Source organism: Microbispora corallina, assembly GCF_016863035.1.
Classification (GTDB): Bacteria; Actinomycetota; Actinomycetes; order Streptosporangiales; family Streptosporangiaceae; genus Microbispora; species Microbispora corallina.
Genome location: NZ_BOOC01000013.1, coordinates 34,989 through 56,866, shown reverse-complemented (window position 1 = coordinate 56,866; position 21,878 = coordinate 34,989). Strand labels below are relative to the sequence as shown.

Here is a 21,878-nt window from a genome sequence, read left to right as displayed (position 1 = left end):
TTGTTTGCGGCGAACATGGCGGGGCAAGCGACGTGAGTGGGTAGTCACAGTCACGCCGTCACCGACGCGATCCTAGAGACGCTCAAGCGCGCCGGAGCGGGCCTGAAGGAGGCCGGGGTCCGTTTCGCCCTGGCCGGAGGCTGCGCAGGCTACGCGAGGGGCGCCGCGCCTTCACTGCACGACGTCGACTTCGCCCTTGTCGAGGAAGACGTCCCGCTCGCCCTCAAGACCCTGGAGAACATGGGCTTCCGCACCGCGAAGCCCCCGGAGGACTGGCTGGTCAAAGCTTTCGACGAGGAGGGCGTCCTGGTCGATCTGATCTTCTCTCTCGCCGACAGGCCCGTGACCGAGGCCATGATCGCGCGATCGGAGTCCATCAACACGGCCGCGCTCAGCCTCCCGGTCCTCGAGGCCACCGACCTGGTGATCTCGTGGATCCTTCCGCTGTCCGAGCACGCTTGCGACTACGGCGGCCTGCTGCCGGTGGTCCGCGCCATGCGGGAGCAGGTCGACTGGGACAAGGTGGCCTCGGTCGTCGCCCCGTCGCCGTACGCGTCGACGTTCATCACGCTGCTGGAACGTCTCCGCGTCATCGCTCCGACGACTCCCGCGCCGGACGTGCGCTGGCCCTGACCTGCGCCGCGTCGTCCCCGCACAGGGGAGGAGCCGCACCCCCGAAGGGGTGCGGCTCCTCTCGTTCTCGGGCCGGCGGCCTACAGGCTGCCGGTGTAGGGGAAGCGACCGTAGTACTCGCCGAGGCGGTCGCGGTAGTCCGACTCCTTGAACGCGGCCTCGTCGAACTCGGGCGCGTTCTTGATCTCCTGCTTGGTCCGGCTCACGAAGACCTTCCGCTCCTCGGGGTCGATCTGCGTGACCACGCTCGCGGGCAGCATGACCTTCTTGCCGAAGATCCAGGGACCGGTGTCCACGACGATGTAGCTCTGGCTGGCGTCGTAGGTCGCTTCGTCCACCGACCCGATCTTTCCGTCCGTGGCCTGGACGTCGTAACCGACCACGTCCAGGTTCCGACTGGTGTCGTACACGCTCGAGGGGTACGACCACAGATCCGGTGTCATGGTTCTCACTCCCTTCGTCACCTCGACCCCTACCCGGCGACGCGGGCGGAAACGTCTTCTGCACGTAAGGATCATCCCATTAGTCCCATATGTCCCTCTGGCCCCTAAGAGTGGCGCGAGTGGGGGCGAAGTGGCGCTAATCTGGTGGGGGTCATGCGCCGCTAGCTCAGTTGGTTAGAGCAGCTGACTCTTAATCAGCGGGTCCGGGGTTCGAGTCCCTGGCGGCGCACCTGCCGAGAAGCCCCGGGCTATCGCCCGGGGCTTCTTCGTGTCCCAAGGCTGTTTCTCCGTGTCCCCCGCGTGCCAGGCCTTCACGGCCAGGCCGGGCCCCACCGTCCTGCCACCGAATATGCCGGCGCGCCGGAGCAGGGCCGCCGGTCAGGCGCCGGGAGTGCGCCGGAATGAAGTCCTCGTCCAGGACCCGGCGGGCCATAGTGACGACGCCATGGGGGCGCCGCTGGCCGTCGCGAAGTCGACGTCATCGGAGGGCCTGGTGACCAGTCCGTGCGCTCTCATCGCGTGACCACCTGCGAGGACCAAGCCGTACATGTCGCAGACAGGGAGGGCGATCTCCATCAGAAGGGCGTGATCGCCCTCAAGCGGGGTGGGCATATGCGGTTGCCAGTTCCGGGAAACGCTCATGCCACAGCCGCCGCAGCGGACGGGGGAGACGGAGGTGCTCCCACTCGGTCATCAGCAGATCGGCATTGAGCCAGCGTGTGTAATGCTCGCGCTTGATGGCCGCCGTCAGCACCGTCATGTAGCAGAGGTACAACTGCCCGGGATCACCGAGGTCGAATAGCGTGCGCCCCGACCAGGCGAGATCCGGCGGCAACCGCACCATGCCGGCGGCGGGGCCGGCAAGATCGTTCAACTGTTCGGGCAGTGCCGAGGCGCCCGTGGACCATCGCGAGGGCATGCTGTCACGGCGGTTCATGCCTCAAGTCTTATCGAAAGAAGCTCCTGTCCGCAGCCTGGGTGCACATTGGGCTCTGGCCCGACCGGCGTGATCCCCTGGGCCAAGGGGATCACGCCGGTGGCCGTCCGCGCTCTGCTCGGAGTGGCTGGGCGGGGATCGGTCAGAGTTCGCCGCTTTCGATGGCCTCCTTGAGCCCCTGCTGGGTCTCCTGGTGGGAGGAGACGCCGTTCGTCACGGTGAAGTCGATGAGCAGGATGCTCGCCTCGAACGCGAGATGCTCGGTCACGCGGGTCCGCCCGTCCCCGAGGTCGTAGAAGACGATCTTCTGGTGGGTGACGACGTTGGGCAGCGTCCAGGTGTCGGTCTCGTAGTAGTAGCCGTCCGGGTGGATGCGCTGCTGCCCGTGGGTCTTGGTGGTGACCGGGACGCCCGCCACCACCGGGATGTCCTCGATGGCCGTGAAGTTGATGTAGTGGACGCCGCTCTCGGTCCAGTCCTTGTGGGTGACGACCCGCTGGAGGAACGAGTGCCGGCCGATGTGGTTGGCGAAGTTCGAGTACACCGCGAAGACGTGGTCCCGCGGCGCGTCGATGTCGATCGAGATGTCCCGCTCGACGCGGCTGCGTCCCGTGTACGGCAGGGGTGCGGTGCCGATCTCGTAGAACTTGTAGAAGTCCCAGGCCAGCTGCCACTCGGCGGCGAGCTGGGCGTCGGTCTCGATCGTGTCGGCCCGGGCCGGGGCCGCCACGAAGGTCAGGAGGAGGAGGGCGGAGAGCGTCTGAGCTGCGAGAAGCCGGAGAAGGTGCTTCACGTGACCTCGCGATGAAGAGCAATTTCGGTCTTAAGTGGCTTATATCCCAAGTGATCGCGATGGAGAAGCCTCAGCGGGTAGGTCCCGCCTCATGAACATCGATCTCACCGGACGCACGGCCTTCGTCAGCGGCTCGACCCAGGGGATCGGCCGGGTGATCGCGGCGAGGCTCGCCGCCGCCGGCGCGACGACCACGATCAACGGCCGGGACGCCGGACGGGTGGACGCCGTCGTGGGCGAGCTGCGGAAGGAGGTGCCGGGGGCGCGGATCGAGGGCGTCGCCGCGGACGTGTCCACGGCCGAAGGGGCCGCCGATCTGTTCGAGGAACTGCCCGCCGTCGACGTGCTCGTCAACAATTTGGGGATCTTCGCGCCTCGGCCCGTGCTGGAGGTCGACGACGACACCTGGCAGCGCTACTGGGACGTCAACGTGATGTCCGCGATCCGTCTCGCCCGGCACTACCTCCCGGGCATGCGTGACCGCGGGTGGGGGCGGGTGCAGTTCATGGCCAGCGACTCGGCCGTGGTGATCCCCGAGGAGATGGTCCACTACGGCGTGACGAAGACGGCGCTGCTGGGCGTCTCGCGCGGGTACGCCAAGGCCCTGGCGGGCACCGGCGTGACGGTCAACGCCGTGATCGCGGGCCCGACGCATACCGAGGGCGTGGAGGACTTCGTCCGCGATCTCGTCGGCGACGACCTGCCCTGGGAACGGGCGCAGGTGGAGTTCATGCGCGTCCACCGGCCGGGCTCCCTGATCCAGCGGCTCATCGAGCCCGAGGAGATCGCCAACATGGTCGTCTACCTCGCCTCCGACCTCGCGTCGGCCACCACCGGTGGCGCCCTCCGCGTCGACGGCGGCTACGTCGACTTCATCGTCCCCTGACCGGCGGCCCGGCCTGCGGCGGTGCCGGGGCCCGGGTCAGGGGGATCGTCGCGGGCTCGGCGGCTGTGGGCGGCGACGTCGGTTTCCTCAGCCCGAGGTGTCGTCGAAGCGGAGCTCGGAGGTGATGCGGTAGCGGTCGCCGCGGTAGATCGAGCGGGTGAACTCGACGACGCGGCCGCCGGCGTCGCGCGTGGTGCGCTCGATCAGCAGCGCGGGGGCGTGCTGGGGCACCCCGAGCAGCGCGGCCTCGGTCTCGTCGGTCACGGTCGGCTCGATGCTCTGGGTGGCGCTGCGGACGTCCACGCCGAAGCGCGTCCGGAGGAACTGGTAGAAGGAGCCCGACACCATGTCGTCCGGATCCAGGCCGGCCACCAGCCGGTGCGGCAGGTGGATGCGCTCGATGGCCATGGGCTCGTCGTCCACCACCCGGAGCCGTACGACCCGCAGGACCGGGTCGGCGGGGGAGACCTGCAGCCGGTGGGCGAGCCGCGCCGTCGCGGGGGCCGAGTCGAACTCCAGGATGCGGCTGAGCCAGTGACCCTCGGCCGCCGGGGCGTGGAAGGAACTGCTGCCGGCGGCGAGGGGCTGGGTGACCTTGCGACGTCCGGTGAACGTGCCCCGGCCGTGCTCCCGCACCAGCATGCCCTGCCGTACGAGCCCGTCGATCGCGGCGCGCAGCGTCGGACGCGACACGCCGAGCTCCCGGGACAGGTCCCGCTCCGAGGGGATCGCCGTGCCGGGCTCCTTGTCGGCGATGAGGTCGAGCAGGACGTCTCTCACCCGATCGCGCTTCAGCCCCGTTGGAAGTCTCTGCACGTCTGAGACCTTACCAGTTATCTAACCAGTTGCCCTGCCGAATACCCAGGCAAATCGGGGTCTAGGACCCTCTTGACACCTCTACTGGTTAAGACCACTCTCCTCTCAAGAAGTTACCAATAACTGACCAGTGGGAGAATCCATGAGGTACCGCCTCCCCGCCACGGCGGCCGCGCTCACCCTCGGGCTCGCCGCCGGCCTCACCGGTTGCGGGTCCACGTCCCAGCCACAGGCGTCGGGGAGCGCGAGCCCCACCACGCTCACCGTCTGGTTCATGCGCGACAGCCTCTCCGACGGCGTCGTCGACCGCTTCAGGACGGACTTCCAGACCGCGCACCCCGGCGTGCGCCTCGACATCCAGATCCAGGAGTGGGACGGCATCGGCCAGAAGGTGACCAGCGCCCTGGCCAGCAAGGACGCCCCCGATGTGATCGAGGTCGGCAACACCCAGGTCGCGGAGTACGCGTCGAGCGGCGGCGTCAGGGACCTCACCGACAAGGTGGCCGACCTCGGCGGCTCCGACTGGCTGCCGGGCCTCGCCGAGCCCGGCAAGATCGACGGCCACCAGTACGGCATCCCCTGGTACGCCGCCAACCGCGTGGTCATCTACAACAAGGACCTGTTCGCGAAGGCCGGGATCGACGCGCCGCCGAAGACCAGGGACGAGTGGATCGAGGACACGGCGAAGCTCGACAAGGGCGGCGTCCAGGGCATCTACCTGCCGGGGCAGAACTGGTACACGCTGGCCGGGTTCGTCTGGGACGAGGGCGGCGACCTCGCGGTCAAGGAGGGCGACCGGTGGCGGGGCGCGCTCGACACGCCGCAGGCGGTCGCCGGCATCGAGTTCTACCGGAGGCTGCAGGCGCTCGGGAAGGGGCCCAAGGACTCCGACGAGGCCAAGCCTCCGCAGGCCGACGTCTTCGGCAAGGGCGACGTGGCCCAGCTCATCTCGGCGCCCGGCGGCGCGGCGGCGATCGAGAAGGCCAACCCGGCGCTCAAGGGCAAACTCGGCTTCTTCCCGATCCCCGGCAAGACGGCCGACCGGCCGGGCGCGGTGTTCACGGGCGGCTCCGACCTGATCATCCCCGAGGCGTCGCGACACCCGGACGAGGCGTACGAGGTGGTCAAGGCGCTGGCCGGCGAGAAGTTCCAGACCGACATGGCCAAGGAGATGAGCTACGTCCCCAACCGGACCTCGTTCGCCTCGGTCCTGAGCGGCAACGAGGCGACCGCGGCCATGGCGGCCGGCGCGGCCAACGGGCACGCCACGCCCAACTCGGCCAACTGGGCGGCCGTCGAGGCCAAGAACGTCATCAAGGAGTACATGACCACGGTGCTGACCGGCGGCGACCCCGCGACCGAGGGCAAGGCGGCCTCCGACGTCATCACCGCCATTCTCAACACCAAGTCCTGAGATGGTGAGCACCGAGTCGCGCCCGGCCGGCGCGCGGGAGCGGCTCGCCGCCCCTCCGCGCGCCGCGGGCCCCCGGCCCCGCCGTACGGCGGCCCGCCGCGCGGCGGGGGCGCTCTGGCCGTACCTGCTGGTCGCGCCCGCCGTGGCGGGCTTCGCCTGCCTGCTCGTCTACCCGTTCGCCCGCAGCCTGGTGATCTCCGTCCAGCACTTCCGGCTGGGCGAGCTCATCCGCGGCGGGGCCGAGTTCGTCGGCCTGGCCAACTACGCGGAGGTGCTGGGCGGCCCCGAGTTCTGGAGCGTGGTCCGCCGGACGTTCGTGTGGACGGCCGTGAACGTCGCGCTGATCATGCTGATCGGCACCGGGGTCGCGCTGATGCTGCCGCACCTCGGGCGGCGGATGCGGCTCGCGGTGATGAGCGGGATGGTGCTCACCTGGGCCACCCCGGTCCTGGCCGCGACGACGATCTTCCAGTGGCTCTTCCAGTCGCGGCTGGGCGTGGTGAACTGGCTGCTCGTCCGGCTCGGGCTCGGCTCGTTCGAGGACTACACGTGGTTCGCCGACGGCACGGCGACGTTCGCGATCCTCGTGGCGCTCGTGGTGTGGCAGTCGGTCCCGTTCGCCGCGCTGACGCTGTACGCCGGGCTGACGACCATCCCGGCCGAGCTGTACGAGGCCGCCAGGATCGACGGGGCGAGCGCCCGGCAGGTGTTCGCCCGGGTCACCTTCCCCATCCTGCGCCCGTTGTTCGGGCTGATCACGTCTCTGGAGATCATCTGGGTCTTCACCTGCTTCGCCCAGATCTGGGCGATCAGCCGGGGCGGCCCGGACGACGCCACGACCACGCTGCCGGTCCACGCGTTCCTGATCGCGCAGTCACTGCACAAGTACGACCTGGGCTCGGCCGTCTCGACGCTGACCGTGCTGATCCTGCTGGCCGTCCTCGTCGTGCACCTGCGGCGCATGTTCCGGCACGAGGGGGAGCAGGCATGAGGCGCGTGACGCTGAACCTCGCGGCGCTCGCGGTCCTGGTGGTGTCGGTCTTCCCGGTCTACTGGATGGCGGCGACCGCCTTCACACCGACCGTCGACATCCTGTCCGAGACCCCGAGCCTCTGGCCGGCCCGGCCGACCCTCGACCACTTCGCCACCGCTGTACGGGCCGCCGGGTTCTGGGCGTTCTGGCGCAACAGCCTCACCGTCACCGTGAGCGCCGTGCTGCTCGCGCTGGCCGTGGCGCTGCTCGCGGCGTTCGCGGTGGCGCGGATGCGCTGGCGGGGGCGGCGCGGCTTCATCCTCATGGTGTTCGTGGCGCAGACCGCGCCCTGGTCGGCGCTGCTCGTGCCGGTGTACATCATCGCCCGCGACGCCGACATGCTCGACCGGCTGTCCACCCTCACCCTCGTCTACTTCGTCACCACGCTGCCGTTCACGATCGTGACGCTGCGGGGCTTCATCGCGGCGATCCCGCCCGAGCTGGAGGAGGCGGCGCTGATGGACGGCTGCGGCCGGGCCGCCGCCTTCCGCAGGGTCGTGCTGCCGCTGCTCGCGCCCGGCCTGATGTCGACCTCCCTGTTCGGGTTCATCACGGCCTGGAACGAGTTCGCCTTCGCCAACGCCCTCATCATCAAGGACCAGGGGGACCGGACCCTGCCCATCTGGCTGTCCACCTTCAGCAACGTCTTCGGCACCGACTGGGGCGCCACCATGGCCGCCGCCACGCTCTTCATGCTTCCCGTGCTGCTCGTGTTCCTCGTCCTCCAGCGCCGCGTCACCTCCGGGATGATCGCGGGCGCGGTGAAGGGATGACCTGACGTGATGATTCCGCGGCCACGTGAGCTGGCCGTGCTCGGGGGTTCCGTCACGCTCCACGACGACCTCGTACGGCACACACCCGATGACCCGTCCCTCGGCCCCGAGGGCTACCGGCTCGACGTCACGCCCACGGGGGCCGAGGTCGCGGCCGGCGGTCCGGCGGGACGCTACTACGCCCTCCAGACGCTCGCGCGGCTCGGCCCGCAGGCGCCCTGCTGCCGGATCGAGGACCGGCCCGCCCACCCCTGGCGGGGGGTGATGCTCGACGTCGCCCGGCACTTCATGCCCAAGGAGTTCGTGCTGCGGCTCGTCGACCTGATCGCCCTCCACCGCCTGAACACCCTGCACCTGCACCTGACCGACGACCAGGGGTGGCGCCTGGAGATCAAGCGCTATCGGCGGCTCACCGAGGTCAGCGGTGAGCACTACACGCAGGAGGACATCAGGGAGATCGTCTCGTACGCCGCCGACCGGTTCGTCACGGTCGTCCCGGAGATCGACGTGCCCGGGCACGCCCAGGCGGCGATCGCGGCCTACCCCTGGCTCGGCAACCAGCCGTCCCGACGGCTGCCCGTCTGGGACGGGTGGGGGGTGAGCGAGCACATACTCAACCTGGAGGAGGCCACGATCGCCTTCTGCCGCGACGTCCTCGACGAGGTCATGGACCTGTTCCCCGGCCGGTACGTCCACCTCGGAGGCGACGAGTGCCCGCCCACCGAGTGGGAGCGCAGCGAGGCGGCGTTGCGGCGGATCGCCGAGCTCGGGCTCTCCGGCCCGGACGCCGCGCGGGCCTGGTTCACCGCGACGCTGGGCGAGCACGTCGCCTCCCGCGGACGCCGGCCGGTCCACTGGTACGAGAAGCCCGACGGCGCGCCCGGGTCGACGGCCATCACCTGGCTCGACGACGAGAGCGGCCCCCGCGCCGCCCTGGAGGGCCTCGACGTCGTGCTCGCGCCGCACACCAGCACCTACTTCGACTACCCGGCCGACGCCCCCGGGCCGCACGGCCGGATGCTCACCCTCGCCGACACGTACGCCTTCGCGCCGCCCCCGGCGCCGGAGGGCGCGACCGGCCGGATCCTCGGCGTGCAGTGCCAGCTGTGGACCGAGTACATGCCCACGCCCGAGCACGTCGAGTACATGGCCTTCCCCCGGCTGTGCGCCTTCTCCGAGGTCGCGTGGGGCACGGCCGGCGACTACCCGGACTTCCTGCGCAGGCTCGGCCCCCACCTGGAGCGGCTCGGCGTCAGGCAGGGACCGGTCATCCCCTAGCCACTCCCCGGTTTCCTCATCCCCCAACGAAAGGAACCACCGTGCCCAGGAAACTGCTGTGGGCCGGCCTGCCGGCCGTCCTGGTGGCCGCGTTCGTCGCGGCGCCGCCCGCCGACGCGGCGCAGTCGCTGCGCCTGCAGTACAAGACCAGCGCGACCGGGGCCACGGCCGACCAGACCGAGCCGTGGTTCAACCTGGTCAACGGCGGCACCTCGGCCGTGCCGCTGTCGGGCGTGAAGATCCGTTACTACTTCAAGGCCGACTCGGCGTCGCAGCAGTACCGCTTCGCCTGCTCGTGGGCGGTGGTCTCCTGCTCCACGGTCACCGGCTCCTTCGGGACCATCTCCCCGGGCACCGCGACCGCCGACCGCTACCTGGAGGTCGGCTTCACCTCCGGCACCCTCGCCGCCGGCGCCCAGACGGGCGACATGCAGCTGCGCTTCTACCGCTCCGACTGGCAGACGCTCAACCAGAGCGACGACTACTCCTTCGGCGCGGCCAGGACGACGTACGCCGACTGGGACAAGGTGGCCGTCTACCAGAACGGGAACCTGGTCTGGGGCACCCCGCCCGCCGGCGGGGGCCCGTCGCCCTCGCCCTCCCCGTCTCCCTCCCCCTCGCCGTCGCCCAGCCCGGGCGGCAGCGGGGTCGTCTTCGACGACTTCGCGTACAGCACGTCGTCCGACCCGGCCATCACCGCGCACAACTGGACGGTCCGCACCAACAGCGGCGGCCCGGGCGTGCCCGGCGCGAGCTGGCCGGCCTCGAACGTCAGCTTCGCGACCGTGAGCGGGAGCAACAAGGCCCTCCAGCTCCGGGCGGCCACGGACGGCACCTCCGGCGGCACCTCCCAGGCCGAGTTCCTGCACCAGCGCAAGTTCTTCGAGGGCACGTACGCGGCTCGGGTGAAGTTCTCCGACGCGCCGGACAGCGGGCCCGACGGGGACAACATCGTGGAGACGTTCTTCACGATCACCCCACTGGCGTACGACCTCGACCCGAACTACAGCGAGCAGGACTTCGAGTACCTCCCGAACGGCGGCTGGGGCGCCCAGGGGCCGATCATGTACACGACGACCTGGGAGACCTACCGCAACGAGCCCTGGCTCGCGGTCAACGTGCACAACGAGCAGACGGCGAGCTACAACGGCTGGCACGACCTGGTGCTGCAGGTCGCGAACGGCAGCGTGAAGTACTACATCGACGGCGTCCTGTTCGCCGAGCACGGCGGGGACTACTACCCCGAGACGCCGCAGTCGGTGAACTTCAACCTGTGGTTCATCAGCGGCGGGCTGGTCGGCTCCTCGACCCCGCGGTCGTACACCCAGCAGGTCGACTACTTCTACTTCTCGAAGAACGAGGTGGTGGCGCCCGGTGACGTCACCGCCCGGGTGAACGCGTACCGGACGGCCGGGACCACCTGGAAGGACACCGTCCCGATGCAGTGAGCCGAGGACGGCGGGCCCGGGCATGCTCCGGGCCCGCCCCTCCTCAGTCGAGCAGGTCGGGGTCGCTCGCCAGGATCTGGTCGAGCAGCGGCTGGAAGTTGAGCCAGCCGACGAAGTCGTTGCCGATCTGGCCGTGGGTGAGCTTGGCGTTCTCGTGCGAGATCGGGACCGTCGGCCCGGCGGCCTTGGCGAGCAGCTGCGCCTGGCAGCTGCGCTCCATCGTGATGAACCACCAGGCGGCGGCCTCGACCGAGTCGCCCACGGTCAGCAGCCCGTGGTTGCGCAGGATCACGGCCTTGTGCGAGCCGAGGGCCTGGGCGATCCGCCGGCCCTCCTCGGTCTCCACCACCACGCCGGTGTAGTCGTCGAACAGGCCGTGGTCCTCGTAGAACGCGCAGGCGTCCTGCGTGAGCGGCTCCAGCAGCGTGCCGAGCGACGACAGGGCCTTGCCGTGCACCGAGTGGGAGTGCGCCGCGGCCACCACGTCGGGACGGGCCTGGTGGACCATCGAGTGGATGGCGAACGCGGCCTGGTTGACGTGGTGACGGCCGTCCACCACCTGGCCCTCGTGGTTCACCAGGATCAGGTCGCTGACCCTGATCTGCTTGAACGACATCCCGAACGGGTTCACCCAGAAGTGGTCGGTGTGCTCGGGGTCGCGGGCCGTGATGTGTCCCGCCACGCCCTCCTCGAACCCGAACCTGCCGAACAGGCGCAGGGCCGCCGCCAGGCGCTCCTTGCGGTGCCGCCGCTCGTCCGCCGCGTTCTCGAACGCCGGGGGCGTACGGAAGGCGAGCTGGTCGGCGGGGACGGGCTGGAGATCGGACAGGCTCATCGCTGCTCCAGGGGACGCGTGGTGGACGGGGGAGTCCACGAGGATCTACCCGTCCAGCCTGGCCCGCCCGCCCGTCCCCTGTCCACGGCGGAACCGAATTTTCGTCCAGTCACCCGCGTCCACCGTGCGGCCGGTCTCGACGATCGCCAGGTCAACTGGGCGGCAAAACTGCATAAGCGTGGCGCGTCCCGGCCGTCGCGGGCGAAGGGCCGTATTCCCATATCGGTAATCGCATACGTCACTACGTCGCGGAAAGGCTGACAATGGCGCACTTCAACCGGATGGGCTTGACAGCGTTGTCCACCGTATTCATCGCGTTCGCGGCCCCAACGGCCGCGTTCGCCGCCGACGACCCGGGTCCCGTGGCGGCGCCGGCGGCGGGTGGAGGGCCCACCATCACACGGAACACGCCTGCCGCGGCGGCGCAGCCGGCCGCCGACCCCGCGACGGCCAAGGGACTGGTCGTCCAGGTGCTGAGCCTGCTGAGCCCGAAGGACGTCACCAGAATGTCGTGGCAGTCCCTCATGAAGACCTTCAACCTCAGCAAGGAGGCGGCGCAGGCCCTCGTCACGATCATCGCGCTCGGCGACGACCCCGGCATGTATCCGCTCATCCCCGCCGGCTGCGTGGAGCTCGCGATGCACACCGCCTGGGACCTGATGGACCGATGGGATCCGACGGCGGCCGAAGGCGGCCGGTGAGGCGGCGGCGTCCGGGCGCCGTGATTTAGAGAAATCTCATGCGAGGAGACCGCCGCCCAGCGCGGGCGCGGCCTCCTCCATGTTCGGGGCCGATCGCGGGGCTCGGCCCCGCGGCGGCCTCCGGTCAGATGATGCCGCCGTTGGCGCGGAGGACCTGGCCGTTCACCCAGTGGCCCGCGGGGCTCGCCAGGAAGGCGACCACCTCGGCGATGTCCTCGGGCGTGCCGAGGCGCTCCAGCGGCGGCTGGGCGGCGAGGTGGGCGATCCGCTCCTCGTCGTTGGCCTCCAGGAACAGCTCGGTGGCGGTCGGACCGGGAGCGACCGTGTTGACCGTGACGTCCCGGCCGCGCAGCTCGCGGGCGAGGATCAGCGTGAGGGCCTCGACCGCGCCCTTGCTGGCGGCGTACGCCGCGTACCCCGGGAAGGCGAGCCCGACGACCGAGGAGGAGAAGGCGACGATCGAGCCGCCCCGGCGCAGCCGCCGGACGGCCTGCTGGCCGACCACGAACGTCCCGCGCACGTTGGTGCGGATCAGGCGGTCGAAGACGTCGAGGTCGTAGTCGGCCAGGGGCGCCAGGTCCATCCGGCCGGCGGCGTTGACGACCACGTCGACGCCCCCGAACCGCTCCTCCGCGAGGTCGAACATCCGCGCCACGGCCTGCTCGTCGGCCACGTCGGCCTGGACCGCGACGGCCTCGCCGCCCGCCTCGCCGACGGCCGCGACGACCTGCTCCGCGGCGTCCGCGCGGCCGCCGTAGCCCACGACGACGGCGTAGCCGTCCGCGGCCAGGCGCTCGGCGACGCCGCGGCCGATGCCCCGGGAACCTCCCGTGACGATCGCGACACGCCTCGTAGTCGTATCGGGCGTGCTGGTGCTCATATCCGTGTCCTTTCCGTTCCGCGGGCGTGCCGTATCGCCGGGCGGCGCCCGCGCGCCGTCCGTGCCGTGGGGATGTCTAGATCACGAGGGGGTGGAGGTGTCGGAGAGCCGGCCCAGCCACTCCCGCAGCAGGGCCGTCTCCGCCTCGGTGAGGGCCGCCGGGGGGCGGTCCCGCAGCAGCGCGCCGAGGGTGGCCGCCGCGACCGCCGTACGGCCGTCCTCGGGGGCGTCGTCCGCCGCTGTGGGCGGGACGGTGACCGCGTCGATGACGGCGTCGCGCACCCGGGTGGAGAACTCGGGGTCCGCGTAGATGGCCGGCCGGGAGATCAGCGACAGCGCGACGCCGGAGTTGGCCGACATGACCATGTCGGCGGCCGTCTCCGGCGAGACCCGCAGGCGCCCGGCCGCCGCGCACCGCTCCAGGACGGCGAGCAGCAGCCGGTGCGCCTCGGCCGCGGCCTCGGGCGGCGCGGACAGGCCGGGCGACCACATCAGCCGGTAGTAGTTCGGGTTGTCCACGGCGAAGGCGACATGGTTGTCCCATCCGTCGCGCAGGTCCCGCACCGGGTCGTCAGACGGCTGCGCCGCCCGCTTGCTCGAGAGGTACTGCTCGAAGCCGTAGTCGACGACGGCCGACAACAGCCCTTCCTTGTCCCCGAACTGCCGATACAGCGCCGGCGCGCCCACGCCGGCCGCCTCGCAGACGGCCCGGGTCGAGATGTCGGCCTCGGGCGCCTGCGAGAGCAGCTCCGCGGCCGCCTCCAGTATCCGCGTTCTCACGTCCACGTTATCGACGATAACACGGCATGCGAATCGGCGCTACCTCTGCTTCGTATCGGCGTTACGACCGGCCGATGTAGCGCCGGAGGTGCCGGGCGGTGAGGGAGGTGCCGGTCTCCACGAGGTCGGCCGGGGTGCCGGAGAAGACCACGCGGCCGCCGTCGTGGCCGGCCCCCGGGCCGAGGTCGACGATCCAGTCCGCGTGGGCCGCCACGGCCTGGTGGTGCTCGATGACGATCACGGTGTTGCCGTCGTCCACCAGGCGGTCGAGCAGGGCGAGGAGCTGGTCGACGTCGGCGAGGTGCAGGCCGGTGGCCGGCTCGTCCAGGACGTACGTCGTGCCGTTCCTCGCCATGTTGACGGCGAGCTTGAGCCGCTGCCGCTCGCCCCCGGACAGCGTGGTGAGCGGCTGGCCGAGGGTGAGGTAGCCGAGGCCCACCGCCGCCAGTCGCTCCAGGATGGTCTGGGACTGCCCGGTGGCGAAGAACTCCCGCGCCTCGGCCACCGGCATGCCGAGGACCTGGCTGATGTTCTTGCCGCGCAGCCGGTAGGCCAGCACCTCGGAGGTGAACCGCCTGCCCTCGCACTCCTCGCAGACCGAGGCCACCTCGGCCATCATCGCGAGGTCGGTGTAGATCAGGCCGATGCCCTTGCAGGCGGGGCAGGCGCCGTCGGAGTTGGCGCTGAACATGCCCGGCTTCACCCCGTTGGCCCGGGCGAACTCGGCCCTGATGGGGTCGAGCAGGCCGGTGTAGGTGGCCGGGTTGCTCCGGCGGGAGCCCCGGATGGGCGACTGGTCGGCCACCACCACGCCCTCCCTCCCGGCGACGTACCCGTGGATGAGCGAGCTCTTTCCCGAGCCGGCTACGCCGGTGACCACGGTCAGCACGCCGAGGGGGATGTCGACGTCCACGTCCCGCAGGTTGTTCAGCGACGCCCCCCGGATCTCGAGGCGGCCCCTCGGCTCGCGCGCCTTCTCCCGCAATTCGGCGCGGTGGTCGAGGTGGCGTCCGGTGAGCGTGCCGGAGGCCCGGAGCCCGGCCAGGTCGCCCTCGTAACAGATCCGGCCGCCCGCCGTCCCGGCCCCCGGCCCGAGGTCGACCACGTGGTCCGCGACGGCGATCGTCTCGGGTTTGTGCTCCACGACGAGCACGGTGTTGCCCTTGTCGCGCAGCCGCAGCAGCAGGCCGTTCATCCGCTGGATGTCGTGGGGGTGCAGCCCGGCCGTGGGCTCGTCGAAGACGTACGTGACGTCGCTGAGGCTGGAGCTCAGGTGGCGCACCATCTTCACCCGCTGCGCCTCGCCGCCGGACAGCGTGGACGACTCCCGGTCGAGGCTCAGGTAGCCGAGGCCGATCTCGACCAGCGAGTCGAGGGTCTCCAGGAGGGTCTCCAGGACCGGCGCGACCGACCGGTCGCCGATCCCGCGGACGAACGCGGCCAGGTCGTCGATCTGCATGGCCGAGCACTCGGTGATCGTGCGGCCGGCGACCACGGCCGACCGGGCGGCCTCGTTCAGCCGCGTGCCGCCGCAGGCGGGGCAGCGGGTGAGCCGGATGGCCCGGTCGGCGAACGCCCGCGTCCCGGACTGCATCGACTCCCGGTCCTTGGCCAGGTAGAGCCGGCGGACCTTGACCACCAGCCCCTCGAAGGTGACGTTGCCGGAGCCGATCCGCACCTTGGTCGGCGGCTTGTGGAGGAAGGCCTCCCACTCGTCCGGGCCGTAGTCCTTCAGCTTGCGGTCGGGGTCGAACAGGCCCGAGCGGGCGATCAGCTGCCAGTGCCAGGTGCCCACGCCGAACCCGGGCACGGTGACGGCCCCCTCGTTCAGCGACAGCTCCCGGTCGACCAGGGCGTCCACGTCGACGTCCGAGACCCTGCCGAGCCCCTCGCACTCGGGGCACATGCCCTCGGCGCGGTTGAAGCTGAACGCGTACGGCGGGCCGGCGTGCGGGACCCCGAGCCGGCTGAACAGGATCCGCAGCATCGTGTGGGCGTCGGTCGCGGTGCCGACCGTGGAGCGGGCGTTCGCCCCCAAACGCTCCTGGTCGACGATGATCGCCGCGCTCAGGTTGCGCAGCGCGTCGACGTCCGGGCGGCCGCGGCTCGGCATGAAGTTCTGCACGAACGCGGTGTACGTCTCGTCGATCAGGCGCCGCGACTCGGCCGCGACGGTGTCGAAGACGAGCGACGACTTGCCCGACCCGGAGACTCCCGTGAAGACGGTGAGCCGCCGCTTGGGGATGTCGAGTGAGACGCCGGTCAGGTTGTTCTCCCTGGCGCCGCGGATCTGGATGACGTCGTGGCCGTCGGCGGCGCGGTGATCCGATGCGCGGGGGTCGTCGAGCTGCGGGACGTTCACTGGGGAACCTTCCTGTCCTGTGATGCGTCGGTGAGGCCGGGGAGTGTCACACCGGCCGCTGCAGGGCCCTGGCCCGCCGGGCCGCCACCCACGAGCCGGACTCCCGCCGCGCCATGCGGCGCAGCACCACCGGCGCCACCGCGAAGCCCAGCACCGCCCAGGCGCCGAGGACGCCGGCCGTCTCCAGATGACGCCAGGAGTGCCCGATCTCCGCGGCGGCGAGGTCGCCGGGGAGCAGCGCCGAGCGCAGCCCGAGGCCGAGCCAGTACAGCGGGAAGGCCTGGGCGACACCCTGCAGCCATCCAGGGAACGCCGTGACGGGATAGAACACCCCGGAGATCGCCATCAGCAGCATCACCGGCAGCGTGACCACGCCCATGCTCTGCGCGCCTTCGAAGAGCGAGCCGAGGACCGCGCCGAGCGGCAGCAGCGCGACCAGGCCGAGCGCCGTGACCCACGCCAGCGTGACCCAGGACGACGCCTCGCCGAGCCGGAGGCCGTCGAACAGGAACGCCGCCGGGACCAGCGGGACGAGCAGGCCGGCGACCGCCGTCGCGGCCCGGGAGACGACCTTGCCGGTCAGGTAGCCCACCACGCCGTTCGGCGTGGCCCTGGCGCGCAGCAGCGTGCCGTCCTCCCGGTCCATCGTGAGCGCCATGGCGAGCGCCATCATGCCGTTGAGGACGACGTTCATCCCGAGGACGCCGGGGACGGCCTGGGAGCCCAGCGAGAACCGAAGGCCGGGGACCGTGGAGTTCCGCAGCAGGTACATCACCACCAGCGCGACCGCGGGGAAGAACAGCGCGCCCCACACCTCCTGGGCGTTCGTCACGCTCTGGCGGAACTCGACGCGCCCGCGCTCCAGGCCCGCGCGCAGGGCGACGGCGCGGGCACCGCTGACCCCGCCTCCCTCGTTCGAGGACTCGACGGCGTGGGCGCTCGTGCCGCCTTCATCGTTCGGCTCGACGGCGGGGGCGCCGCCGATCCGCCCGCTCACGCGGCCACCTCCGTCAGCTCGCCTGGGGCCTCGGTCCGCCGCCCCGACTCGAACTCGCGGACCATGGCCAGGTAGACGTCCTCCAGGCGCGGCCTGCGCACCTCCAGGTCGCCGATCCGCTCGCCGTACCGCGTGAACAGGTCGCGGACGAAGCCCGTCGGGTCCTCGGCCTCGTGCGTGTGGGACTCGCCGTCCCGCGTGTACCGGACCTCCGCCGTACGGGCGACCCGGGCGGCCAGCTCGGCGGCGGTGCCGTCCGCCACGATGCGCCCGGCCACCAGGATGAGGATCCGGCCGGCGAGCCGCTCGGCCTCGTCGAGGTCGTGGGTGGTCAGCAGGATCGTGGTGTCCTCCAGCCCGGACAGCCGGTGGACGAGGGCGTGGAACTCCTGCCGGGCCCGGGGGTCGAAGCCCACCGTGGGCTCGTCGAGGAACAGCAGGTCGGGCCTGCCCACCAGGCCCACGGCCACGTCGAGCCTGCGCCGCTGGCCCCCGGACAGCCTGGCGATCGCCATGTCCGCCTGCTCGGTCAGCCCGACGAGCGCCGTCAGCTCGTCCGGGTCGTACGGCCGGGGACGTCCCGCCGTGCCGTACGGCGTGTAGTAACGGCCGAGGTGGGCGAGCAGCTCGCGCACCCGCCACCTGCCGTGGTCGCGCCACGACTGCAGCACGATGCCGAGCCGCGCCCGCCACGCCTCGTCGCCGTGGTCCGGGTCGGCGCCCAGCACCCGGACCTCTCCCGCCGAACGCCGGCGGAACCCCTCGAGTATCTCGATCGTGGTCGTCTTGCCGGCCCCGTTGGGGCCGAGGAGGGCCACCACCTCGCCCCGCCGCACGCACAGGTCCACCCCGCGCAGCACGTCGGTCGTCCCGTAGCGCATCCGCAGGCCCCGGGTCTCGATGACCGGTTGACGGTCGTCCGCCTCCGCTGTTTCGTCGTTCGTGCCGACATCCATGGGTTCAAGTCTCTCATTAAACCTTTCAGTGAAGACTTTTCATTGATTCCGCCCGCGTCTGCCGTGTTCGGGAAGCGGTAACCTTCAACTCCCCTGTGGAAGCGCTCGGAGGCGGTGACGATGACGCGGGAGGAGACGAGGCTGCGGCCCGTCGACCTGGCCCGGCTGGCGGGCATCTCCGCCCAGCAGGTCCGCAACTACGCGGACGCGGGGGTGCTGCCCCAGGCGCCGCGCAGCCCGGCCGGGTACCGCACGTTCGACGGGCGGCACCGGCGGGCCCTGCTGACCTACCGCGTCCTGGTCCGGGGGTACGGCTGGGAGACGGGCCGGCGGATCATGCAGGCCGTGCACGCCGAGGACGTGCCGCGCGCGCTCGCGCTCGTCGACGCCGCCCACGCGGCGCTGCACGATCAGCGGCTGTCGCTCCGGGCCGCCGGGGAGGCGCTGGAGTCGGTCGCCGTCCAGGCCCCGGACGCCGCGGCCGCGCCGCGGCCGGCCCTGCGGATCGGCGAGATGGCCGCGCACCTCGGCGTGCGCGCCTCGGCCCTGCGTGTCTGGGAGTCCGCCGGGCTCCTCACGCCCCGCCGCGACCCCGCCACCGGCTACCGGTCGTACGGCCCCGCCGACCTGCGGGACGCGCGGATGATCAGCATGCTCCGGCAGGGCCGGTACCCGATGCCCCAGATCAGGCAGATCCTCGACGGCCTGCGCCGTACCGGAAGCAGCGACGCGCTCCGCGCGGCCATCGCCCAGCGCCAGGCCGAGCTGACCCGGCGCGCGGCGGCCATGCTGGAGGGCGCGAGCGTCCTGCACCACTACCTCTCGGGCGACGAGATCCCCGCCTCGCCGTCCTGACCCGTCCCCGTCCGCAGGAGGCGGGCGACGAGTTCGGTCCGGTTGGACACGCCGAGCTTGGCCAGCACGTTGCGGACGTGGCTCTCCACAGTGCGCTCGCTCAGCACCAGCAGGTCCGCGATCTGCCGGTTCGACAGCGCCCGCGCGACCAGCGCGGCTACCTCGCGCTCGCGCGGCGTGAGCGGGTCGCGCCGATCGGCGTCGAGCGCGGCGAGGACGGCGTCGGCCCTGGCCACCGGCCCCGGCAGGGCGAGCCGGACGGCCTCCGCGCGTGCGCGCCGGGCCAGCGCCGCCGCCTCGGCCCGGTCGTCCGCGCCGCCGCCCTCGCGGGACCGGCGCAGCAGGACGCGGGCGAGGTCCGCCCAGGTGTGCGCCAGCCAGGGACGCGCGTCGAGCCGCAGGTTGACCTCGGCCGCGGCGCGCAGGGTCACGACCGCGTCGTCGAGCCGGCCCATGACGGCGGCCATCCGGCCGGCGGCCCTGGCGGTGGCGCCCCCGCACATGCTGTCGGCCGCGCCCGGCAGGCCGCCCGCCTCCCGCCAGGGCGTCCACAGCGCGTACGCCCACCCCGCGGCCTCCGCGTCGTCGAACGCCTCCACCAGCTCGGTGAGGTACTGCAGGACTCCCAGAGAGCGGACCCCGGTCACGGGCTCGCGGAGCGACGGGCGCAGGTGCTCGTAGCGTGACCGCGCCTCGTCGCGGTCGCCCTCCAGGTGCAGGAACAGGCAGCGCGCCGCCTCGGTGAGAGGGGTGCGGGGGAGCGCGGCGAGGACGTCCCGGTGACGACGGGGCAGCTCGCCCGGGTCGCCCCGCACGACGCCGAGCACTCCCGCGAACATCACGCTGACGGCGGCCGCCACCCGGTCCTCCATCCGCCGCGCGAGGTCCCCCGCCTCGCCGGACAGGGCGCGCGCCTCCTCCAGCCGCCCTGCGAGCGCCGCCCGCGCCGCCGCCGCCCGCAGGTGGTACCAGCGCGCCCCCGGCAGCCGCGTCGCCGCGGCCAGCTCGCCGATCGCCGCGACCCCCTCGTCCGCCGCCGCGAGGTCGGCCGCCTGGTAGGCGGCGTCGACGCGCCACAGGTGCCCGCGCACCGCGGCGACGGGCCTGCCCGACCGCAGTCCCGTACGGATCGCGAGGTCCCCCAGCCGCCGCCGCTCGGCCGCGTCGTCCGGGTGGACCAGCACGGCCGCCCGAGCCTGGACGGCGTCCAGCAGCGCGAACGGATCGCCGCACTCCTCCGCCCGCCGCAGGGCCAGTTTCGACGCGCGGGCGGCGTCTTCGGCGCGGCCGGTCTCCACGTCGAGATACGTCCTGCGGGCGACCAGCCGCGCCCGTACGGCCTCGGGGGAGGGGACCGCGCCCGGCTCCTCCAGCGCGGCGAGGGCGCGGTCGCAGAGGGCGGCGACCTTCCTGCCGACGGCCGGGTCGCCGGCGCCGCCGACGACGAGCGCGGCGGCGGCGAGCAGGTCGGCCCGGCCCGCGAGCGCCGCGAGGCCCGCCGCCTCCTCGCAGTGCGCGACGGCGGGCCGTACCTCGCCCGCGGCGACCTCGGCTCTCGCCAGCTCCACCAGCAGTCCGGCCCGCTCGTCCGGCGGCGGGCCCAGGCGGTCGAGCGCGTTCAGCGCCTCGCGCGACAGACGGGCCGCCTCAGGCCCGGCGGGCGCCCGGAGGGCGTGCGCGGCGGCCGCCCGGGCCCACCGCACGAGGGCGCGCAGAGCCTCCTCGTCGCCTCCCGCGCGGCGCCAGTGGGCCGCGATGCGGGCGGCCTGGGCGGGGTCGGCGCCGGCCCGCCGTTCCAGGGCGGCGGCGGCCCGGCGGTGGGCCGTCGCGGTGGCGGCCGGGTCCTGGGCGGCGATGCCCTCCCGCACCAGCGCGTGCACGGCGCGCCGCCCCCGCGACCAGGCGAGCAGCCCGGCCGACGCGAGCGCGTCCAGGTGCCCGGGCACGGCCGAGGGCGGCACGCCGGCCACCTCCGCGAGCAGGTCCACATCCAGGTCCCCGTCGAGGCCCGCGTCCGGAGCCCTGTCCCGGTCCCTGTCCCGGTCCCTGTCCGGGCTCGCATCCGGGTCCGCGTCCGGGTCCGCATTCAAGTTCGCGGGCGCGTTCAGGTCGTCGCCAAGGACCGCGGCCGCCCGCGCCGTCCTCCGTACGTCGGGATCGAGACCGGCGAGCATGCCGAGAACCAGGACGGGCAGGTCGGCCGGAACCGTCCCGCCGCCGCCCGCGTCGCCGTGGCTCGCCTTCATGGCCCGGGCGACGGCGGACACGAGCAGCGGGGACCCGCCGGTCCGCTCGTGCACGCTCCCGGCGGCGGCGTGGCCGCCGGGCAGTCCGGACAGCAGCCGGGCGACCTCCGCCCGGGTGAGCGGCGGCAGGACCAGAGTCCGCGCGGCGCGGGCGCGCGCGACCTCCGCGACGACGGCGGTGAGCACCGGCCCGCCGGCCCGGTGCGTCGCGACCACGAGCAGGTGTGAGCCGGCGGCTTCTACGGCGACGTGGCGGAGCATCGCCTGCGAGGTCTCGTCCGCGTCGTGGACGTCCTCGACGACCACGACGAGCCCTCCCGCGTCCCCGGCCGCCCGGATCAGCGCGTCCGTCAGCGATGCGATCCGGAGGAACCGCGCGCCCGCCTGCCCGCCGGCCTCGGCGTCCCCGCCGGCCGCCGCGCCCCTCACCGCGCCTCCCGCGATGCCGGTCCCGGCGCCGGTCGTGGCGGTCGCCGGGAGGCGGGCCAGCGCGCGCAGCCAGGGCCACAGGGGCGGCGCGCCGTCCTCGGCGACGCAGCGCCCCCAGACGACGGGACGTACGCCCGCGAGCGCCTCCTCCACCAGCCGGGACTTGCCGATCCCGGCCGGTCCCGACACGAGGACGACCCCGCCGCGCCCGGCCCGCGCGTCCGCCGCGGCCTGCCGCAGGAGCGCGATCTCCGCCTCCCGTCCGACGAAGGCGTCCCGTGCGCCGTCCATCGGTCCAGTGTGGCAGCGCGGGCTCGGCGGCGGACCTCAGTGCTGCCCCTGATGTGCGGTCGCCCCCACGAGGCGACGCTGGACGCCTGACG

Annotated in this window: 20 protein-coding genes and 1 tRNA gene; 10 read left to right on the top strand and 11 right to left on the bottom strand. The window is 72.4% G+C overall.

Translation table 11 applies throughout. From position 1 onward, the window contains the following. The first annotated feature begins 36 nt into the window (after window positions 1-36). Window positions 37-633 carry a nucleotidyltransferase family protein gene (locus tag Mco01_RS15630; protein ID WP_204057635.1) on the top strand — a complete coding sequence of 199 codons (597 nt, stop codon included), beginning with the start codon at window positions 37-39 and terminating at the stop codon, window positions 631-633. Window positions 634-713: 80 nt separating this feature from the next. On the opposite strand, the gene Mco01_RS15625 is transcribed toward Mco01_RS15630, so the two are convergent. Continuing rightward, window positions 714-1,076, bottom strand: coding sequence for a PRC-barrel domain-containing protein (locus Mco01_RS15625; protein ID WP_204057634.1), 363 nt, complete (start codon window positions 1,074-1,076; stop codon window positions 714-716). A 155-nt stretch (window positions 1,077-1,231) separates the two neighbouring features. On the opposite strand from Mco01_RS15625, the gene Mco01_RS15620 reads away from it, so the two are divergent. Further along, window positions 1,232-1,305, top strand: a tRNA-Lys gene (locus Mco01_RS15620). Window positions 1,306-1,671: 366 nt separating this feature from the next. On the opposite strand, the gene Mco01_RS15615 is transcribed toward Mco01_RS15620, so the two are convergent. Together Mco01_RS15615 and Mco01_RS15610 are read right to left on the bottom strand one after the other, a co-directional pair. Beyond that, entirely contained in the window at window positions 1,672-2,013 is a 342-nt protein-coding gene (locus tag Mco01_RS15615; RefSeq protein ID WP_204057633.1) for a hypothetical protein, read from the bottom strand. 142 nt (window positions 2,014-2,155) lie between these two features. Beyond that, window positions 2,156-2,806, bottom strand: a complete 651-nt coding sequence (locus tag Mco01_RS15610) for a hypothetical protein (RefSeq protein WP_204057632.1) — start codon at window positions 2,804-2,806, stop codon at window positions 2,156-2,158. A gap of 91 nt (window positions 2,807-2,897) precedes the next feature. On the opposite strand from Mco01_RS15610, the gene Mco01_RS15605 reads away from it, so the two are divergent. Further along, on the top strand, window positions 2,898-3,692 hold the full coding sequence (locus Mco01_RS15605) for an SDR family NAD(P)-dependent oxidoreductase (protein ID WP_204057631.1): 795 nt from the start codon (window positions 2,898-2,900) through the stop codon (window positions 3,690-3,692). A gap of 87 nt (window positions 3,693-3,779) precedes the next feature. Here the strand turns inward: Mco01_RS15605 and Mco01_RS15600 are convergent, their stop codons facing one another. Then, a complete protein-coding gene (locus Mco01_RS15600) occupies window positions 3,780-4,508 on the bottom strand; it encodes a GntR family transcriptional regulator (protein WP_204057630.1) in 729 nt (242 codons plus the stop codon). A gap of 142 nt (window positions 4,509-4,650) precedes the next feature. On the opposite strand from Mco01_RS15600, the gene Mco01_RS15595 reads away from it, so the two are divergent. Genes Mco01_RS15595 through Mco01_RS15575 form a run of 5 tightly spaced genes read left to right on the top strand, consistent with a single transcriptional unit; the run spans window position 4,651 to window position 10,454 of the window. Next, window positions 4,651-5,922 (top strand): extracellular solute-binding protein, encoded by a 1,272-nt coding sequence (locus Mco01_RS15595; RefSeq protein WP_204057629.1) that lies wholly within the window; start codon window positions 4,651-4,653, stop codon window positions 5,920-5,922. Window position 5,923: 1 nt separating this feature from the next. Next, window positions 5,924-6,913: a carbohydrate ABC transporter permease gene (locus tag Mco01_RS15590; RefSeq protein ID WP_204057628.1), complete on the top strand. Its 990-nt coding sequence runs from the start codon at window positions 5,924-5,926 to the stop codon at window positions 6,911-6,913. Beyond that, window positions 6,910-7,728, top strand: a complete 819-nt coding sequence (locus Mco01_RS15585) for a carbohydrate ABC transporter permease (protein WP_204057627.1) — start codon at window positions 6,910-6,912, stop codon at window positions 7,726-7,728. The genes Mco01_RS15590 and Mco01_RS15585 overlap by 4 nt, the downstream gene beginning before the upstream one ends. Before the next feature lie 9 nt (window positions 7,729-7,737). Next, window positions 7,738-9,006, top strand: a complete 1,269-nt coding sequence (locus tag Mco01_RS15580; protein WP_239103633.1) for a beta-N-acetylhexosaminidase — start codon at window positions 7,738-7,740, stop codon at window positions 9,004-9,006. 41 nt (window positions 9,007-9,047) lie between these two features. After that, window positions 9,048-10,454 (top strand): cellulose binding domain-containing protein, encoded by a 1,407-nt coding sequence (locus tag Mco01_RS15575; protein ID WP_204057625.1) that lies wholly within the window; start codon window positions 9,048-9,050, stop codon window positions 10,452-10,454. 43 nt (window positions 10,455-10,497) lie between these two features. Here the strand turns inward: Mco01_RS15575 and Mco01_RS15570 are convergent, their stop codons facing one another. Next, the gene (locus Mco01_RS15570) at window positions 10,498-11,289 is read right to left on the bottom strand and encodes a class II aldolase/adducin family protein (protein WP_204057624.1); all 792 of its coding nucleotides are present in this window, start codon (window positions 11,287-11,289) and stop codon (window positions 10,498-10,500) included. A gap of 296 nt (window positions 11,290-11,585) precedes the next feature. Here Mco01_RS15570 and Mco01_RS15565 point away from each other — a divergent pair, with 296 nt between their 5' ends. Next, entirely contained in the window at window positions 11,586-11,990 is a 405-nt protein-coding gene (locus tag Mco01_RS15565; RefSeq protein ID WP_204057623.1) for a hypothetical protein, read from the top strand. A gap of 124 nt (window positions 11,991-12,114) precedes the next feature. Here the strand turns inward: Mco01_RS15565 and Mco01_RS15560 are convergent, their stop codons facing one another. From Mco01_RS15560 to Mco01_RS15540, 5 genes are all read right to left on the bottom strand, one after another. After that, the gene (locus Mco01_RS15560) at window positions 12,115-12,870 is read right to left on the bottom strand and encodes an SDR family oxidoreductase (RefSeq protein WP_204057622.1); all 756 of its coding nucleotides are present in this window, start codon (window positions 12,868-12,870) and stop codon (window positions 12,115-12,117) included. An 81-nt stretch (window positions 12,871-12,951) separates the two neighbouring features. Continuing rightward, on the bottom strand, window positions 12,952-13,656 hold the full coding sequence (locus Mco01_RS15555) for a TetR/AcrR family transcriptional regulator (protein WP_239103632.1): 705 nt from the start codon (window positions 13,654-13,656) through the stop codon (window positions 12,952-12,954). A gap of 55 nt (window positions 13,657-13,711) precedes the next feature. After that, complete coding sequence (locus tag Mco01_RS15550; protein WP_204057621.1) at window positions 13,712-16,012, bottom strand: ATP-binding cassette domain-containing protein; 2,301 nt, start codon at window positions 16,010-16,012, stop codon at window positions 13,712-13,714. A gap of 46 nt (window positions 16,013-16,058) precedes the next feature. Next, complete coding sequence (locus Mco01_RS15545; RefSeq protein WP_239103631.1) at window positions 16,059-17,009, bottom strand: ABC transporter permease; 951 nt, start codon at window positions 17,007-17,009, stop codon at window positions 16,059-16,061. Further along, entirely contained in the window at window positions 17,006-17,965 is a 960-nt protein-coding gene (locus Mco01_RS15540) for an ABC transporter ATP-binding protein (protein WP_204057620.1), read from the bottom strand. Before Mco01_RS15540 ends, Mco01_RS15545 begins: the two co-directional genes overlap by 4 nt. Before the next feature lie 120 nt (window positions 17,966-18,085). On the opposite strand from Mco01_RS15540, the gene Mco01_RS15535 reads away from it, so the two are divergent. Then, on the top strand, window positions 18,086-18,820 hold the full coding sequence (locus Mco01_RS15535; RefSeq protein ID WP_204057619.1) for a MerR family transcriptional regulator: 735 nt from the start codon (window positions 18,086-18,088) through the stop codon (window positions 18,818-18,820). Here the strand turns inward: Mco01_RS15535 and Mco01_RS15530 are convergent. Then, on the bottom strand, window positions 18,781-21,786 hold the full coding sequence (locus Mco01_RS15530; protein WP_204057618.1) for an AAA family ATPase: 3,006 nt from the start codon (window positions 21,784-21,786) through the stop codon (window positions 18,781-18,783). The genes Mco01_RS15535 and Mco01_RS15530 overlap by 40 nt on opposite strands. Window positions 21,787-21,878 lie beyond the last annotated feature (92 nt).

What these genes read in the sequence shown, in the direction of transcription:
- Mco01_RS15625 (WP_204057634.1), bottom strand. Translation starts at nt 1,076, where the DNA reads ATGACACCGGATCTGTGGTCGTACCCCTCGAGCGTGTACGACACCAGT.
- Mco01_RS15615 (WP_204057633.1), bottom strand. Translation starts at nt 2,013, where the DNA reads ATGAACCGCCGTGACAGCATGCCCTCGCGATGGTCCACGGGCGCCTCG.
- Mco01_RS15605 (WP_204057631.1), top strand. Translation starts at nt 2,898, where the DNA reads ATGAACATCGATCTCACCGGACGCACGGCCTTCGTCAGCGGCTCGACC.
- Mco01_RS15595 (WP_204057629.1), top strand. Translation starts at nt 4,651, where the DNA reads ATGAGGTACCGCCTCCCCGCCACGGCGGCCGCGCTCACCCTCGGGCTC.
- Mco01_RS15590 (WP_204057628.1), top strand. Translation starts at nt 5,924, where the DNA reads ATGGTGAGCACCGAGTCGCGCCCGGCCGGCGCGCGGGAGCGGCTCGCC.
- Mco01_RS15585 (WP_204057627.1), top strand. Translation starts at nt 6,910, where the DNA reads ATGAGGCGCGTGACGCTGAACCTCGCGGCGCTCGCGGTCCTGGTGGTG.
- Mco01_RS15580 (WP_239103633.1), top strand. Translation starts at nt 7,738, where the DNA reads ATGATTCCGCGGCCACGTGAGCTGGCCGTGCTCGGGGGTTCCGTCACG.
- Mco01_RS15570 (WP_204057624.1), bottom strand. Translation starts at nt 11,289, where the DNA reads ATGAGCCTGTCCGATCTCCAGCCCGTCCCCGCCGACCAGCTCGCCTTC.
- Mco01_RS15560 (WP_204057622.1), bottom strand. Translation starts at nt 12,870, where the DNA reads ATGAGCACCAGCACGCCCGATACGACTACGAGGCGTGTCGCGATCGTC.
- Mco01_RS15540 (WP_204057620.1), bottom strand. Translation starts at nt 17,965, where the DNA reads ATGGATGTCGGCACGAACGACGAAACAGCGGAGGCGGACGACCGTCAA.
- Mco01_RS15535 (WP_204057619.1), top strand. Translation starts at nt 18,086, where the DNA reads ATGACGCGGGAGGAGACGAGGCTGCGGCCCGTCGACCTGGCCCGGCTG.
- Mco01_RS15530 (WP_204057618.1), bottom strand. Translation starts at nt 21,786, where the DNA reads ATGGACGGCGCACGGGACGCCTTCGTCGGACGGGAGGCGGAGATCGCG.